General features: G+C 71.1%; 10 protein-coding genes and 1 pseudogene. 7 read left to right on the plus strand and 4 right to left on the minus strand.

Annotated features, from left to right (window positions below; all coding sequences use genetic code 11):
* Positions 1-17: 17 nt before the first annotated feature.
* Entirely contained in the window at positions 18-317 is a 300-nt protein-coding gene (locus G127AT_RS09525) for a GNAT family N-acetyltransferase (protein ID WP_210896327.1), read from the plus strand.
* Positions 318-321: 4 nt separating this feature from the next.
* On the opposite strand, the gene G127AT_RS09530 is transcribed toward G127AT_RS09525, so the two are convergent.
* Positions 322-789 (minus strand): MarR family winged helix-turn-helix transcriptional regulator, encoded by a 468-nt coding sequence (locus tag G127AT_RS09530; protein WP_244857512.1) that lies wholly within the window; start codon positions 787-789, stop codon positions 322-324.
* Between the two features lie 147 nt (positions 790-936).
* Here G127AT_RS09530 and G127AT_RS09535 point away from each other — a divergent pair, with 147 nt between their 5' ends.
* Positions 937-1,167: a helix-turn-helix domain-containing protein gene (locus tag G127AT_RS09535; RefSeq protein ID WP_210896328.1), complete on the plus strand. Its 231-nt coding sequence runs from the start codon at positions 937-939 to the stop codon at positions 1,165-1,167.
* Complete coding sequence (locus tag G127AT_RS09540) at positions 1,148-2,434, plus strand: type II toxin-antitoxin system HipA family toxin (protein ID WP_210896330.1); 1,287 nt, start codon at positions 1,148-1,150, stop codon at positions 2,432-2,434. Before G127AT_RS09535 ends, G127AT_RS09540 begins: the two co-directional genes overlap by 20 nt.
* Positions 2,435-2,901: 467 nt before the next feature.
* Here the strand turns inward: G127AT_RS09540 and G127AT_RS09545 are convergent, their stop codons facing one another.
* A complete protein-coding gene (locus G127AT_RS09545) occupies positions 2,902-3,825 on the minus strand; it encodes an AraC family transcriptional regulator (protein ID WP_210896332.1) in 924 nt (307 codons plus the stop codon).
* A gap of 257 nt (positions 3,826-4,082) precedes the next feature.
* Here G127AT_RS09545 and G127AT_RS09550 point away from each other — a divergent pair, with 257 nt between their 5' ends.
* From G127AT_RS09550 to G127AT_RS16385, 4 genes and pseudogenes are all read left to right on the plus strand, one after another.
* On the plus strand, positions 4,083-5,537 hold the full coding sequence (locus G127AT_RS09550) for an aldehyde dehydrogenase family protein (RefSeq protein ID WP_210896334.1): 1,455 nt from the start codon (positions 4,083-4,085) through the stop codon (positions 5,535-5,537).
* Between the two features lie 49 nt (positions 5,538-5,586).
* Positions 5,587-6,729 carry a sugar ABC transporter substrate-binding protein gene (locus tag G127AT_RS09555; RefSeq protein WP_210896336.1) on the plus strand — a complete coding sequence of 381 codons (1,143 nt, stop codon included), beginning with the start codon at positions 5,587-5,589 and terminating at the stop codon, positions 6,727-6,729.
* Positions 6,730-6,921: 192 nt separating this feature from the next.
* Positions 6,922-8,397: a sugar ABC transporter ATP-binding protein gene (locus G127AT_RS09560; RefSeq protein WP_210896338.1), complete on the plus strand. Its 1,476-nt coding sequence runs from the start codon at positions 6,922-6,924 to the stop codon at positions 8,395-8,397.
* 23 nt (positions 8,398-8,420) lie between these two features.
* Positions 8,421-9,281: pseudogene (locus G127AT_RS16385) on the plus strand (ABC transporter permease); the annotation flags it as partial.
* A gap of 376 nt (positions 9,282-9,657) precedes the next feature.
* Here G127AT_RS16385 and G127AT_RS09570 read toward each other — a convergent pair.
* Together G127AT_RS09570 and G127AT_RS09575 are read right to left on the minus strand one after the other, a co-directional pair.
* Complete coding sequence (locus G127AT_RS09570) at positions 9,658-11,226, minus strand: S8 family serine peptidase (protein WP_210896340.1); 1,569 nt, start codon at positions 11,224-11,226, stop codon at positions 9,658-9,660.
* 355 nt (positions 11,227-11,581) lie between these two features.
* On the minus strand, positions 11,582-16,078 hold the full coding sequence (locus G127AT_RS09575) for a carboxypeptidase regulatory-like domain-containing protein (RefSeq protein WP_210896342.1): 4,497 nt from the start codon (positions 16,076-16,078) through the stop codon (positions 11,582-11,584).
* Positions 16,079-16,394: the final 316 nt, after the last annotated feature.

Genomic DNA, 16,394 nt, shown 5'->3' on the forward strand with positions numbered 1-16,394 from the left:
CCGGAGGGGAGCTTGCGATGACGAGCGACGACCGCATCGAGGTGACGCGCGACGACGCCGCGTCGCGCTACGAGCTGCGCGTGAACGGCACGCCGGAGGGCTTCGCCGCCTACACGGCAGAGCCCGGCCGGATCACCTTCACGCACACCGAGGTGTTCCCGGGGCATGAGGGCGAGGGGCTCGGTTCGGCGCTCGCGAAGGCGGCGCTCGACGATGCCGTCGCGCGCGGGGAGCAGATCGTGCCGGTGTGCCCGTTCATCGCCGCGTACGTGAAGCGGCATCGCGAGTACGACGACGCGGTGCGCCCCGCGGACTGAGCCGCTACTCGGGCAGCGGCGTGCCCGGCGCGGCCGAGTCGTGCACGCCCGTACGGATCTTGTCGCTGAGTGCGGTGAGCTCGCGCAGCTCGTCGTCGTCGAGCGCCTGCATATGCGTGGTGATCGACTGCATGTGCGAGACGGCGACGCGGCGGAAGAGGTCGAACCCGGCATCCGTCAGCGAGACGATCGTGCCCCGGCCGTCGCTCGGGTCGTCGCGTTTGGCGAGCAGCCCGCGGGCGACGAGCCGGTCGACGAGGCGGCTGACGCTCGGCTGGGTGATGAGTGTCATGCGGTTGATGTCGCGCAGGCGCAGGCTCCGATCCTCCTGCCGCGACAGGATGAACATCACGTCGTACTCGTTCAGCGAGATGATCTCGGACGGGAACTCGGCGGTGAGGGCGCGCATGACGCTCACCTGGGCGCGGAACAGCGACTCCCAGGCGTTGACCGTGAGCTGGCGATCGGACACGTGGCTCCTTCCCCCACCCCACAATAGGGTGCTTGCCGCGGTGCGCACGGCAGCTGTGCCGCCATGCCGGAATATTCCCGCATCGCGCCATGCGGGAATATCCTCGGATCGTGTAATGTGGGGATATTCCTGCACGGGGAGGACTGCATGCCGACCGTACCCATTCGCAAGTACGCCGATCTCGGTGCCGTCATGAAGGCCGCCCGGGAGGGCCGGGGTCTCACGCAGGAGGAACTCGCGGAGTCGCTCGGTTTCGGTCGCGACTATCTCGGTTCGCTCGAGTCGGGCAAACCCGGAATCTTCGCGGCCAGGCTCTTCCGCACCCTGACCGCCCTCGGCGTCAAGGTCACCGTCAGCTATGAGCATCGGCCCCGCTGAGCTGCGGGTTCTTCTGCACGGCACGCCCCTCGGCGTGCTCACCCGCGCACCGCGCCGCGACCGGGCCCGGGTGCGGGTGACTTGGGACGAGTCGGCCGACCCGGCAGGTGTGCGGGTCTCGGAGAGCTTCACCGTCCTGCCCGGCCGAGCACCCGACGTCGACCTCGTCTCCGACTTCCTCGGCGGCTACGCACCCGAGGGCAACCAGCGGACGGCCTTGGCCGCCGAGCGCGGCATCGACCGCGACGACCTGTTCGCGCTGCTTCGCGAATACGGCGGATCCATCGCCGGCGCCCTGACCTTCGTCGACACCGAAGACGAGGGGCGCGCCGTTCCGCGCTACGAGCCGCTCCGCACATCCGCGCTGGGCCGTCTGCTGCGCCGCGCCGTCGAGGAACACGATCAGGGCGCCCGCCCCGACAGTCGATCGACCCTCCCGGGGTTCCAGCCGAAAGTCCTCGTGACCGCATTCGAGGACGGCCGTTGGCTGCAACCGCACGGCGGCGGGCATTCCACGCACATCCTGAAGCCGCAGCTGTCGTCGCAACCCTCACGCATCTACGACGAATTCGCCGGGCACGAACTGGCGCGGCATATGGGCCTCGCGATGTTCGCAAGCGAGATCCGCAGCGCGGGATCGATGCCGTACCTCTCCATCGAACGCTTCGATCGCATCGTCGAAGACGGGCGGGTCGACCTCGTCCACCAGGAGGATGCGGCGCAGGCGCTGGGCCTCGACTGGGTGAGCGACGAGGTGAAGTTCCAGAACCCCGCTCTGCCCCGCGACCCCAGGCGGGCGAGCGTGTTCCGGCTCGCAGAGATGGTCGCCGGGCTCAGCGATCAGGGCTCGCTGCGCATCTTCCTCGCACAGCTGGTCATGCGGATCCTCCTCGGCGACAACGACGGCCACGCGAAGAACACCGGTGTGCTCCACCTCGACGGGGCGGACCGCCTGACCGAGCTCTACGATGCGGTGCCCAATCCGTACCAGGAAGGTCGTATCGACTGGAACATGGCCATGGCCGTCGACGGCGTCTTCGACCATCGTAGGATCAGCCGCGATCGCATCGTCGCCGAAGCCCGCTCCTGGGGCGTGCTCGCCGAACGCGCGATCGAGGAGACCGTCACCGAGGTGATCGAGCGGTTCGGTGCCGCTCTGGATGCCGTCACGCTTCCGGCAGAAGCCTCGGACGGGCTCGAGGCCGGCCTGCGATGGAACCTCGAACGGCTCGGCTCGGGCAAGGAGATCAGCCGACCACGGCGGTGAGCGCCCGGATGAGGCCCCCGGACACGGTCGAGGGCCGGTCGTAGAGGCTGACGACCGGCCCTCTCCCTTGCACCAAGAGTGTCCTGCAATCACATTCCGCACCGGCCGCCACAGCAAACAACCGGTGCTGGAACGAATATATAACGGAACGGTAACGAGCGCCAGTTATCGGTTCGTAATCTTTCGACGCGTTGCGGAATCGCCCCGATCCACGATCGCATGGGCTGGATTCGCGGGGGCCCCGTCGGTACTGTTTGTTACGGATCCGCCGAACAGTAACGCAGAGCCGCGCTTCGTCGCCGCCTACCTCGACACGCTCGGCGACCTGCACGAGCACGGCGCCCGGGGAGCGCTGGAGCGCGTCGTCGGGGCATAGGCGGCCGCGTCGCGGCGGGCGTGGGATGCGTAGCGCGCGGCGGGCGCGCCGATCGCGCCGCCCGGTCCGCCGCCTCGGCTGCGCCGCCCGGTCAGGCCGCGCCGCCCCCGCGGAACTCCCGCGGGGTGCAGCCGTACTCGCGGCGGAACGCGCGGGCGAAGGTGGTGGGGTCGCTGAAGCCGGCGCGGAAGGCGACCTCCCCGACGGGGATGCTGCCGGCGGCCAGCAGGGTGCGCGCGAGGCCGAGGCGGTGCCGGCGCAGGTAGTCGGCCGGTGTCGTGCCGACCCGTTCGAAGAGCAGGTAGAGCTTGCGGCGGGAGATGTAGTGGCGGTGGGCGACCGCCTCGAGCGACAGGCCGGCATCCGTCGCATGATGCCTGAGGTGATCCTCGATCGTCGCGAGCAGCCCTGCAGAGGTCTGGGGCATGACGCCCGAGGCGGTGAACGAGGAGCGGATCATCGTCGCGGCGAGGTCGCGGGTCGTCTCGGCGAGCTCGTCGAGGCCGGTCGCGGTCGCGAGCGGCGCGCGGTCCTGCAGGGCGGAGGCGTAGGTGAACAGGGTGCGGGTGGATGCGTTCGAGGGCACCAGCAGCCGGCGGCAGGAATCGTCGATGAGCCGGTTCGGGATGCCGAGCGAGCTGCGGGAGACCTGCACGATGAGCTGGCGCTGCGCCGGCGCCGAGTAGTCGAGGTGGTAGGCCTCATCCGTCGCATACGTCGTCACCGACCCCGGCGAGACGCGCACCCGGCGTTCGTTCTGCGAGACGATGCCGGTCGAGTTGACCTGCAGGGAGAGGTGCAGGTCGTCGCTGTCGGCGTGGCTGGCCGTGCGGGCGGTGCGTTCGGCGCTCGTGCCGGCCGTCGTCACCGAGGCGATCGCGAGGCGGTCGTCCAGTTGCAGATGCGCCATGCGCCCGTAGAAGCGGTCTTCGAACGACAGGCACGACAGGGGGACGAAGAGCCGCGAGACGATGTCCTCCCAATCGTCGGCGGTCTGCACCTCCAGCACGTCCATCGCACGCCTCCTTGCGTCCGCATATATCTCGCTCGCTCGGCAACGTAACCCGGCAGGCCGGTGCTGTCAACGCGAGAAGGCCAGTTCAGAGGGCGGATCGGGCGATCGTGCACGAATCGTCGCCTGCGGCCGATCCGCCCGGCCGGCGTGCACGAAACGTCAGTCGGGCGGCCGCCGGCCGCTGTTAGCGTCCACGGTGCCGAGGCGAACACGTCGCCGCGGAAGACGGGGCGCGAGGCGCACAGGAGGAAGCAGCGATGACGTTCTTCGAACAGTCGACGTGGGACGGCCGCACGTGGATCGGCGGCTGGCAGGACGGCGGCACGGTCGCCGACGTCGTGAACCCGGCGACGGGGGAGCGGATCGCCGGCGTCGCGCTGACGACGCCGTCCGACGTCGACCGGGCCACGGGTCTCGCCGTCGACGCCCAGCGCGACTGGGCGGCCCGACCCGCAGAAGACCGCGCCGCCGTCATGCGCCGCGCCGCAGCCCTCGTCGAAGCGCATACGGACGTGCTCGCCGGCTGGCTCGTGCGCGAGGCGGGCTCGGGCGCCGGCAAGGCCGCCTTCGAAGCGGGCCTCGTCGCCGGCGAGTTCCACCTCGCGGCGGCGACGGCGACGATGCCGTACGGGCAGCTGCTGCGCAGCGGCAAACCGCGCCTGAGCTTCGAACGCCGTCGCCCCGTCGGCGTCGTCGGCGTCATCTCGCCGTTCAACTTCCCGGCGATCCTGTCGGCCCGATCCATCGCGCCCGCCCTCGCGCTCGGCAACGCCGTCGTGCACAAACCCGACCCGCGCACCAGCGTCACCGGCGGCCTCTTCTTCGCCGCCCTGCTCGAAGCGGCCGGGCTGCCCGCCGGCCTGTTCTCGGTGCTCGCCGGCCGCGCAGACGTCGGCGCCGCGATCGTCGACGAGCCCCGCATCCCGGTGATCTCGTTCACCGGATCGACCGAGGCCGGCCGTGTCATCGGGTCGCGGGCGGGCCAGCTGCTGAAGCGCGCCCACCTCGAACTCGGCGGCAACAGCGCCCTCGTCGTGCTCGACGACGTCGATGTGCCGGCCGCCGCATCCGCCGGGGCGTGGGGCTCGTTCCTGCACCAGGGGCAGATCTGCATGACCACCGGCCGCCACCTCGTGCATGAGCGCGTCTACGACGAATACGTGGGCCTCCTCGCCGAGAAGGCCGACGCGATCCCCGTCGGCGATCCGGCGACCGGCGCTCCGCTCGGCCCGCTCATCGACGCCCACCAACGCGACAAGGTGGCCGCGATCGTCGACGAGTCGGTGGATGCCGGGGCGCGCCTGGCCGCCGGCGGCACCCACGACGGCCTGTTCTACCGGCCGACGGTGCTCGCGGAGGTGACGCCGGCGCATCCGGCGTTCGCGAAGGAGATCTTCGGACCCGTCGCACCCGTGACCCGCTTCGGCTCGCTCGACGAACTCGTCGACCTCGCCAACGCGAGCGAGTACGGGCTCTCGCTCGGCATCCTCGCCCGCGACGCCCTGCGCGCCTACGAGCTGGCCGAGCGGATGCCGACGGGCATCCTCCACATCAACGACCAGACCGTCGACGACGAGTCCGAGGCGCCGTTCGGCGGCGTCGGCCTGTCGGGCACGGGCGCCCGCTTCGGCGGGCACGAGGCCAACATCGACGCGTTCACCGACACCCAGTGGGTGACGATGCAGTCGCGCATCCAGACGTACCCGTTCTGATTCCCGTTCGACACACACGCACCACCGACCAAGAGAAAGAGGACGTGCGATGAGGCACACACCGACGAGAAGAGCCGGCCGGGCGATGGCGCTCGCCGCCGCAGGCGCCCTGCTGCTGAGCTCGTGCTCGGGCGACGGCGGCGACGAGACCGCCGATGTCGCCGGGGGCGATGCCGACGCGGTCGCCGCGGCCGAGGAGTTCCTCGCCCCGTGGACGGGCGCCGGCGAGAAGGGCCTGCTGATCGACGAACCGCTGGCGGCACCCGTGAAGGCGGGGGCCCGCGTCGTCTATCTCGATGTGGGCACCCCGGTCTCGGCCGTCATGTGGCAGAACCTGCAGGCGCCGGCCGAGCTGCTCGGCATCGACCTCGAACGCGTCGAGACCGGCAAAGACGCCCAGTCGATCAACTCGGCCATGAACTCGGTCGTCGAACTCGCCCCCGACGGCATCATCAACATCACGCTCGACCCGATCTTCTTCGAGTCGCAGATCGAGCAGCTGGATGCCGCGGGCATCCCGATGGCGAGCGGATCCGTCATGAACACGGTCGAGTTCGGCCTGCCGGAGGCCTTCAACGGCCCCGAGTGGATGACCGCGAACGGAGAGGTGCTCGGCGCCGCGGCGATCGCCCGCTCCGGCGGGGCGAGCGACTTCGTGTTCTACAACGTCCCCGAGTTCCCGTTCTCCGAGTACGAGCTCGACGGCGCGAAGGCGAAGGTCGCCGAGCTGTGCGCCGACTGCGAGCTGCGCGTCGTCGACATCCCGATCGCCGAGCTCGGCTCGACGGCGGCCGACCGGGTCGTCAGCGACCTGCAGGCCAACCCGCAGACCGAGTACTTCATCGCCGCCGTCGACGAGGTGCAGATCGGCCTGCCCCAGAAGCTCGACCTCGCCGGCCTCGAGATCGACGGCATCGCGATGTGGCCGGCGCCGCCGAACTACGAGCAGATCGCCGCGGGCGAGCAGGATGCGACGCTCTCGGTCGACCTGAACCTCATGATGTGGACGGTGCTCGACCAGCTGCTCCGCGAGATGGGCGGGCAGGACTACGAGTGGCCGGACGTGGCCACGCGCGCCTCGACGCTCACGCGCATCACGGACGAGTCGAACGCGCCCGAGGACCCGGTCGTCGGCTACGTCGCGATCGAGGACTACCAGGACCGCTTCGCCGCGAACTGGCTGGTCGAGTAGGCGCCGCCCCCACCGCCGGTTGAGTAGGCGCGAAGCGCCGTATCGAAACCTCGTGGGTCTCGATACGCCCCTATCGGGGCTACTCGACCGACGCCGGTTGAGGAGGCGCGAAGCGCCGTATCGAAACCCCCCGTGGTCTCGATACGCCCTCCGGGCTACTCGACCGGCGCACACCGAACGAAAGGACGCTCCGTGGAGACAACCGCCCCGCTGCTGCGGGTCACCGGGCTCACCAAGACCTTCCCAGGGCTGGTGGCGCTCGACCGGGTGGATCTCGATGTCCACCCGGGCGAGATCGTCGCCGTCGTCGGCCACAACGGCTCCGGCAAGTCGACGCTCGTGAAGATCCTCGCCGGCGTGTACGCCGCCGACGAGGGCGAGGTGCGGCTCGCGGCGGATGCCGGGCTGCACTTCATCCACCAGGACCTCGCTCTGGTCGACGAGCTCACCGCGACCGAGAACCTCGCCCTCGCCCGGGGCACGGGCGCGGCCGGCCTCGCCCCCGACCGCGGGCGGCGGATGCGCGAGCGCACCCGCAAGCTCGTCGCACGCTTCGGCCCGGCGTTCGACGTCGACGTGCCCCTCACCCGGCTGAGCCCCGCGCAGCGCGCCGTCGTCGCGATCAGCCGCGCCCTCGACGGCTGGGAGCACCCCGGCAACGTGCTCGTGCTCGACGAACCCACCGAATCGCTGCACCGCAGCGAGGTCGAGGTGCTCTTCGAAGCCGTGCGGCGCCTCGCCGCCGAGGGCGCCGGCGTCATCTTCGTCTCGCACCGCCTCGACGAGGTGCGCGGCCTCGCCGACCGTATCGTCGTGCTCCGCGACGGCCGCAAGGTCGCCGACGAGCCGGTCGCCGAGGTCGACGAAGCGCGGCTCGTGGAACTCATCACGGGCGCGGATGCGGCCTCCGTCGTGCACACGCGTGCGGCTCGGGATGCCGGTGTCGCCGTGCTCGAGGTCCGCGGCCTCGCCGGGGGCAGCGTCGAATCCTTCGACCTGGCCCTCCGCGCCGGCGAGATCGTCGGCGTCGCCGGCGTGCTCGGCTCGGGCCGGGAGGCGGTGCCGTCGCTGCTGTACGGGGCGACGCCGGCCACGGCCGAGGTCTTCACCGTCGCAGGGCGCTCGGCCACGCCCGGCCCGCCGAAGGCGAGCCTGGCGTGCGGCATCGCGTTCGTGCCCGGCGACCGCGCCCGCTACGGCATGGTGCGCGAGCTCACCGCCCGTGAGAACCTCACCCTGCCGCAGCTGAAGAGCCTGACCCGCGCGTTCGGCCGCATCGACCTCGCCGGCGAACGCGAGGAGGCCGGGCGGCGGTTCGCGGAGGCATCCGTCCGCCCGAACCGCCCCGAGCAGCGCATCGCGCTCTTCAGCGGCGGCAACCAGCAGAAGATCGTCATGGCCCGCGCCCTCCGCGACCGCCCGGCCGTGCTGCTGCTCGACGAACCCACCCAGGGCGTCGACATCGGCGCGAAGGCCACCATCTACGCCGCCGTCGAACGCGCCGCCGAAGCCGGCACCGCCGTGCTCGTCGCCTCCTCCGACGCCAAGGAGCTCGCGACCGTCTGCGACCGCGTCATCGTCATGCGCGCCGGCCGCCCCGCCGCCGAACTCGCCGGCGACGACCTCACCGAACGCCGGCTCGTCGCCGCCGGCTACGGCATCCCGTGACCCGCCCAGCACCAGGAGCATCCATGACCGCACGCCGCGACCTCGCCCGCGCCCTGTCGTTCCGCAACATCAGCGCGATCTACATCTTCATCGTCATCTTCGCGGTGTTCTCGATCTGGATCCCCGAGAAGTTCTTGCAGGCCGGCGTCTGGCGATCCCTGCTCGACGCCGAAGCCCTCACCGGCATCGCCGCCATCGCCGCCCTCATCCCGCTCGTCGCCGGCAGCCTGAACCTCGCCATCGGCGCCCAGGTCGGCTTCACCGCCATCCTCTCGGCGTGGATGCTCGGCAAGGCCGGGCTGCCGATCGCGTTCCAGCTGCCGGCCGTCATCGTCGTCGGCGCCCTCATCGGCCTCGTCACGGGCCTCGTCATCACCCGCCTGAGGGTCGAACCCATCATCGCGACCCTCGGCATGAGCTCGATCCTGCTCGCCGGCATGGCGTGGGTCTCGGGCAGCCAGCAGATCCTCGGCCTGGACCCGGCCTACCGCGAGATCGCCTCGGCCCGCTTCGGCGGCCTCACCGTGCCCGTCTGGGTGCTGCTGGCCCTCGCCGTCATCAGCTGGTACGTGCTGGAGCGCACCCCGGTGGGGCGGCGGATGTACGCCGTCGGCTTCAACCCCGACGCCGCCCGCCTCGCCGGCGTGAACGTCGAGGCCCTCCGCATCGGCTCCCTCGTCGCGGGCGGGGCACTCGCCGCGCTCGCCGGGGCGCTGCTCACGAGCCGGCTGAACGCCGGCGACCCGACGGTGGGCCCGAGCTTCCTGCTGCCGGCGCTCACGGCGGTCTTCCTCGGCTCGACCCAGTTCCGCGGCGGGCGCTTCAACGTGCTCGGCACGGTCGTGGCGATGTACGTGCTTGCCGTCGGCATCAAGGGCCTGCAGCTGGCCGGCGCGCCGCGCTGGGTCAACGACCTCTTCTACGGGCTCTCGCTGCTGTTGGCGGTCGCCCTCTCGCAGTGGGAGAAGCGTTCCCGGCGGCGCGCCGCGGCATCCACCCCGCCCCCGACGTGCCCGCCGCACCCGACGCATCCACCCCCGACGCATCCGCCCCCGACGCATCCGCCCCCGCCCGCTGACGCGCTCTCTCGCGTTCCGGGGGTCGAATCCCGCCACGTTCATGCGGAAACGGCCGGGCGGATGGCGGGATTCGACCCCCGGAAGCGTTCGCGGGCATGGAAAAGGGGGCCGGGCCACGTGCGGTACCCGGCCCCCCGGTCAGGAAGGCTCAGATCAGGGATGCCCGGTCACGGGCGCCCGATCAGAACCAGGGCCACCACGGCCACCAGGGCCACGGGTCGCTGCCGTCATCGCCGTCGCCCGGGTCGGTCGGCTCGCCCGGCTCCTCGGGGTCGTTCGGCTCCTCGGGCTCGACGGCGCCGTTCTGCGCGAGATCGATCGCGGCGGCCACGTCGAGCTTGCCCTCGCCCCAGACGGCGTTGTCGTCGGCGGTTCCGCCGCAGGTGGTGTCGTCGACGTCGGTGGCCGAGTCGTCGAGCACGGCACGCGTGCCCTCGATGTCGCCGACGAGCGACGGCACCGCGCTCCACAGCAGCGCCACGGCGCCCGCGAGGTGCGGGGCGGCCATCGAGGTGCCCGACATCGAGCCGTAGCTGCCGTCGGAGTACGAGCTGCGGATGCCCTCGCCGGGGGCGGCGATGTTCGGCTTGATCTCGCCGTCCTGGCCCGGGCCGCGCGACGAGAACGAGGAGATCGACCCGGCCGAGTTGTACGCGCCGACCGAGTAGGCGATCGTGCGGCTGCCGGGCGCGCCCGACGTCGTGCACGAGGGCCCGCTGTTGCCGTTCGACCAGCTGGCGAAGATGCCGGCGGCCTCCCAGGCCTCCAGGACGTCCTCCATGAACGGGTCGTTCGTGGGCTGCGTCGTGCCCCACGAGTTGTTCACGATGTGCGGGCGCTGGGCGGGGTCGGCGTCGGTGCCGGCGACCGTGGTCGGGGCGAGGATCCATTCCCCGGCCGCGGTGAGGTCGGCGTCGGAGCAGGTCGCGCAACCGTTGGCGGCGATCCAGTTCGCGCCGGGGGCGACGCCGATCTGGTTGCCGGCGCCGTCGTCGCCGATCATCGTGCCCATGGTGTGCGAGCCGTGGTCGTCGCTGTCGCACGGCGAGCCGTCGCAGACGCCGGCGACGTCGAACCAGTTGTAGTCGTCATCGATCGTGCCGTCGGCCTGCAGGCCGCGGTAGTGCGGGGCGAGCGCCGGGTGGTCTCCGTCGACCCCCGAGTCGATGTTCGAGACGGTGATGCCCTCGCCGGTGTATCCGGCGGCCCAGGCGTCGTCGGCGTTGATGGCCTCGATGCCCCATTCGACGGCGTTGGGCGCCATGGACGAGGTTTCGGCCGGCGACTTCTCGACGGGTTCGTCGAGGGGCAGCACGCTGGTCTGGCGGATCTCGGCGACCTCGCGGTCGGCGGCGAGCTTCGTGGCGAGCTCCATCGAGCCGTCGCGGACGAGCACGGCGTTCGTGATCCAGTGCGGCTCGTAGGCGACGCCGGCGGCGTCGAGCTCGGCGATGACATCGGCCTGGGATGCGGTGGCGGCCTCGGTGAGGGCGTCGTAGACCGCCTGCCCGCGCTCGCCCCAGTCGGCGATGCCGGCGGCGGCGTCGAGCTCGGGCCGGTCGGCGAAGCGCACCCAGAAGTCGGCGGAACCGCTCTCGAGCTGCCGTTCGGCCGTGGTGGTGAACTTGCCGGCCGGGTCGTCGGCCGACTGGGCGAGGGCGGGCGTCGCCGCCGTCGCCGAACAGAGCAGGGCGGCGACCGCCGCTGTGGCGATCGCCGCCCTTCTCGTGGACGGATGCTGTCTGGTCACGGATCCTCCTTGCGTTCGGCGGCCGGCTCGTGACCGGCCGCAACGTACCCCCCGTTCGGGGGGCATAGCTCAGATTTCCGGTGCGCGCGGGTCGCCGCAAGAGCCCGCGACGGGCAATTCACGGTCGGAACACGGGCGAATCACGGTCGGAATACGGTCGGAACGCGGTCGGGCGACGGGCACGATGCCCGCGATGGATGCCGTGGCCCCCGGCATCCACTGCCCGAACGAACCCGGCGCGCTGCGGCATCCGCACCCGAACACGGCCGGCGACGCCCCGGCATCCGCACCCCGGACAGGCCGAAGGCCCGGCCCCCCCGAGGGGAACCGGGCCTCCGGACGACCCTGAGCGAACTCAGAGGTCGCCGCGCTCCTGGAGCTTCAGCGCGTTGATGATCGGGTAGTCGTAGCTGCGACGCTCCTTGAACTGCACGGTGAGGTCGCCCCCGTCGTGCTCGATCACGAGCTGGTGCTTGTCGGCGTACCGACCGCCCACCTCGGCTGCGACATCCTCTTCGATCAGCTGGTAGGTGCCGTTCACGAGGACGTCGAAGACGCGGTCGCGTTCCTTCGGCGTCTTCTGGAACTCGGCGAAGCCGAGATCGACCGTGTAGGTACCCGCCGGCACGTCGTCGAACACGTACGAGAAGCTGCCGGTGCGGCGCGTCTGGTACAGCGTGTCGTCGGTCGTGCCGCCGATGGCGACATCCTTCGCCTCGGCGTCGGAACGCTGGCCGATCCAGCCCCACGCACCGTCGCTCCACGCCTGGTCCGCAGACCATTCGAAGAGGTCGCCGGCCGTGTAGGCGCCGCCGCCCGCGTTCACGCCGACCTGGTAGGCCGACACGACGAGGGAGACCGGAACGCTCAGCTGCGAGACGCGGCCCGCACCCGTGGCGATCACGAGGTTCGCGCCGTACACGCCGGGGTCGATGCCCGTCGCGTCGATGTTCACGGTGATCGTCTTGGTCGCGCCGACCGGGACCTTGACCGAGGCGGGCTCGGCCGACAGCCACGGCACGTCGGTCTCCTGCGGGTCGCCCACGTCGATGAGGTAGGCCTCACCGGTGAGCTGATCCGTCGCCCACAGGGCACCCGAGGCGTCGACCTCGAGGCCGCCGCCGGGATACTCGCCCTGGTTCGGGAACGCCACGGTGCGAACCGTCGCGCAGTCGCCCGGGGTCAGCTGCGTGAGCGTCGTCGACGCCGCGCTGTCGACCATCCAGAGGGTTCCGGAGGTGGGGTTGTAGCCGAGACCGGCGATCTTGCTGTTCGACGGCGAGCACTGGGTGAGCAGCTCACCCGGCGTGCCGTGCGTCGAACCGGCGACCGTGTAGATCACGCCTTCGTTCCAGCCGCCCGTGTAGAACACGTCGTCGGCCGGGTTGTAGGCGAGGCCTCGCTGCGAGACGGCCGTCCAGCCCGAACCCGAGATCACCGAGGTCTCCTCGCCGGTCTCCTGGTCGAAGCAGTGGATGGCGTTGTCGCCGCCGACGTTGATCTGGCACATGTCACCCGTGCGGGTGTCCTGCGCCAGGTCGCCGGCCCACGTGCCGCCCCAGTTCGACGAGAACGAAGCGAGCTGCTCGCCCGCCGTGCTGAAGCGGGTGTTGGTGATCTCTTCGGGATCTGAGATCCACACGTCGCCGTCGAAGCCGACGCCCCACGGCACCGACAGCCCCGTCGCCCAGCTGGCGAGCACGTCGCCTTCGGCGTCGGGGGCGATGCTGCGCTTGGAGAGCTCCTTGCGCTGCGCGTCGGTGTAGAGGGCTTCGGCGGTGCGGGCGTTCGTGTCCGCCGCCTCGGTCGCGGCTTCGAGCTCGGCGAGCTCGGCCTCCGCGGCCGTCAGCGACATCCGCGACGACTGGAACCCGCCGTCGGCGCGCTCCTTGGCCGCGGCCTGCGACAGCGCCGGGGTCGGCGTGTCGGCGTTGGCCGCACGGGCGATCTCGCCGATCTCCAGCTGCAGCGGCGCCGTGCCCGAGTTGGTGACCTTGAGCTCGGCCTGGCGCTGCTCGCCCTCGCCCACGATCCACTCGAACGACTCGACGTCGATCGAGGCGATCCCGGTCTTCAGCTTCGAGTTGAACTTCGCCGTCTGGCCGTCCTCGGTGAACGAGATCGCCTTGCTCTTCGACTTGTACCCGTCGGCCGAGGCCGTCACGGTGTAGTCGCCGACGAGCAGCCGCAGCGCGTAGCTGCCGTCGGCGGCCGTCGTGGTCTCGGCGGCCTCACCTCCGGCGGTCGGCGTCGCGGTGATCGTGGCGCCCTCGATGGGCAGGGTGTCGTTGACGTCGGTGATCGCACCCGTCACGCGGCCGGCGGGCGGCAGCGAGTAGGTGATCGCGAGCCCGGGGGTCACGACCGCTTCGTTGAACGAGTACTGCGACGCGACCGCACCGGCGGCGTCCTCGAGACCGATGGTGGCCGAGGAGCCGGTCAGGCGGTCGGAGTCACCGGCCTGGTCGCCGTAGCCGAGGATGATCGCCCCGTTGGCCACCAGGGTCACCGAGAACGACAGGCGTGCCGTCTCGTCACCGAAGATGTGCGCGTTCCGCCACTCGATCACGAAGGCGTCCTGGCCGTCGACCGTGGTCTCGTCCGTGTACACGGCCGAGTTCGCGTCGAGCTTCAGGTCGTCCCAGAACGGGTAGATCACCGCGTTCGGGGCCGTCGAGCTCGGGATCGCCTTGTTCGAGTACACCGTCACTCCCGCGAGGAAGTTCACGTGACCGTTGCTCGAGATGTAGGCCGTGTCGTAGAACTCCCCGTACAGCTGGAAGTCGAACGGAAGCGCGACTTCGGCCTTGGCCTCGTCACCCGTGATGGAGACCAGGTCCGAACCCTCGCGGTACCCGTCGGTGCCGACCGCGCAGGAGTACCCGAAGGCGTCCTGCAGCGCGTCGAGCGCGACGTCGACCGACTCGGGGCCGTCCACGACGAGCTCGGTCGAGTACGGCGCCGCACATGCGCCGGCGGTCGCCGACAGCGTGTACGTGCCGGCCGGGACCTCGGCGAACGAGAAGGCGCCCGACGCATCGGTCGTGGCAGCCTCGATCGGGCCCGAGAGGCCGACGGTGGCGTTCGCCACTGCCGCGCCGCTGGCCGCGTCGGTCACCGTGCCGCTGACCGGGAAGCTCGTCGCCGCCTCGAGGGTGACGGGAACCTCGGTCGTCGCACCGGCATCGACCGTCGCACTGACGGTCGTGGTGGCGTACCCGAAGGCGCTGACGGTGATCGAGTAGTCGCCCGCGACGACGCCGACGGTGAAGGCACCGGCCGCATCCGTCGTGAGCGTGCGGGTGGTCGGGCCCTCGACGGCGACGGTGGCGCCGGAGACGGCGTCGCCTTCGGCGTCCACGACGGTGCCGGTGAGCTCACCGGCGTCGCCGACGGGTGCGGCGGCGATGAGCGCCGCCACGTCGAGCTTGCCCTCGCCCCAGACGTTGTTGTCTTCGGCGGTGCCGCCGCAGGTGGTGTCATCGACGTCGACCGCGGTCTCGTTCAGCAGCGCGCGGGTGCCTTCGATGTCGCCCACGAGCGACGGAGCGGCGCTCCACAGCAGGGCGACGGCTCCGGCGAGGTGCGGGGCGGCCATCGAGGTGCCCGACATGTTGCCGTAGGTGCCGTCCGAGTAGGCGCTGCGCACGTTCTCGCCCGGAGCCGAGATGTTCGGCTTGATCTCGCCGTCCTGGCCGGGGCCGCGCGACGAGTAGGACGAGATGTTGCCGGCCTGGTTGTACGAACCGACCGAGTAGTTCACGGTACGGCTGCCGGGCGAGCCCGACGTCGTGCAGGACGGGCCGTTGTTGCCGTTCGACCAGCTGGAGAAGATGCCGGCCGCCTCCCAGGCGATCAGCACGTCCTCCATGAACGGCGACGTCGACGGCGTGCGGGTGCCCCACGAGTTGTTCACGATGTGGGGGCGCTTCGTCGGGTCGGCGTTCGTGCCGGCGACCGTCGTCGGCGCGAGGATCCACTCGCCGCTGGCGATGAGGTCCGCGTCGGAACAGGTGTCGCAGCCGTTCGCTGCGATCCAGTTCGCACCGGGCGCGACGCCGATCTGGTTGCCGGCCCCGTCGTCGCCCAGCATGGTGCCCATGGTGTGCGAGCCGTGGTCGTCGGTGTCGCAGGGTGCGTCGCCGCAGGCCCCGCTGACGTCGAACCAGTTGTAGTCGTTGACGATCGAGCCGTCGGCCTGGAGGCCGCGGTACTTCGACGCGAGCGCCGGGTGGTCGCCGTCGACACCGGAGTCGATGTTCGACACGGTGATGCCCTGACCGGTGATGCCCTGCGCCCACACGTCGTCGGCGTTGATGGCCTGGACGCCCCATTCGACGGCGTGCAGGCCCATGCCCGCACCGCTGTCGGCCGGCGACTTCTCTACCGGCTCCTCGAGCGGCAGCGACTCGGTCTGGCGGATCTCGCTGACGCCCATGTCGGCGGCGAGCTGCGTCGCCAGGTCGAGCGAGCCGTCGCGCACGAGCACGGCGTTCGAGATCCAGTGGGCCTGGTAGTCGACGCCGGCGGCGTCGAGCGCCTTGACGACGTCGGCCTGCGAGGCGTCGGCGGTCGACTTCAGAGCGTCGTGGACGGCGACGCCGCGCTGGCCCCAGTCGGAGATGCTCGAAGCACCCGACAGGTCGGCGCGGTCGGCGAAGCGGACCCAGAAGTCGGCCGTCGCACCGCCGGCGAGCGCCTCTTGGGCCTCGGCGGTGAACTTGTCGGCCGGATCCTCGGGGACGGCGGGAGCCGCGAGCGCGGGGCTCGCGGTCACCGCCGACACCAGGAGGGCGGCGATCGCAGATGCTGCGACCACCGCCCTCTTGGCGAGCGGATGTTGTCTCTGCACGTGTTCTCCTTGTTCTGTCGGTCTGCGGATGGCAGGCCGATCCCGGACCCCCGGTCGGGGGATGCCTCCACGCTCCCGCCGGCAGTCGGGGGCGACAAGGGCCGCTCGCGGGCGGTTCGCGGGCGGTTCACGGTCGACTCGGAACGCCGCCCCCTGAACGGGGGGTGGCGATCCGGCGAGAGGCACGATCGCGCCAGCGGTGCGGGTGCGGGGCGGGTTTACGTCAGAACCCCCGTTCAGGGGGCCCGCGAACAGGCGACACGGCGCCACCCCCTGCCCGGAAGTGCGGGAATGCGATTGACTGTGCTGCATCTGA

Source organism: Agromyces archimandritae (assembly GCF_018024495.1).
GTDB classification, from domain to species: Bacteria; Actinomycetota; Actinomycetes; order Actinomycetales; family Microbacteriaceae; genus Agromyces; species Agromyces archimandritae.

What these genes read in the sequence shown, in the direction of transcription:
- G127AT_RS09525 (WP_210896327.1), top strand. Translation starts at nt 18, where the DNA reads ATGACGAGCGACGACCGCATCGAGGTGACGCGCGACGACGCCGCGTCG.
- G127AT_RS09535 (WP_210896328.1), top strand. Translation starts at nt 937, where the DNA reads ATGCCGACCGTACCCATTCGCAAGTACGCCGATCTCGGTGCCGTCATG.
- G127AT_RS09540 (WP_210896330.1), top strand. Translation starts at nt 1,148, where the DNA reads ATGAGCATCGGCCCCGCTGAGCTGCGGGTTCTTCTGCACGGCACGCCC.
- G127AT_RS09545 (WP_210896332.1), bottom strand. Translation starts at nt 3,825, where the DNA reads ATGGACGTGCTGGAGGTGCAGACCGCCGACGATTGGGAGGACATCGTC.
- G127AT_RS09550 (WP_210896334.1), top strand. Translation starts at nt 4,083, where the DNA reads ATGACGTTCTTCGAACAGTCGACGTGGGACGGCCGCACGTGGATCGGC.
- G127AT_RS09555 (WP_210896336.1), top strand. Translation starts at nt 5,587, where the DNA reads ATGAGGCACACACCGACGAGAAGAGCCGGCCGGGCGATGGCGCTCGCC.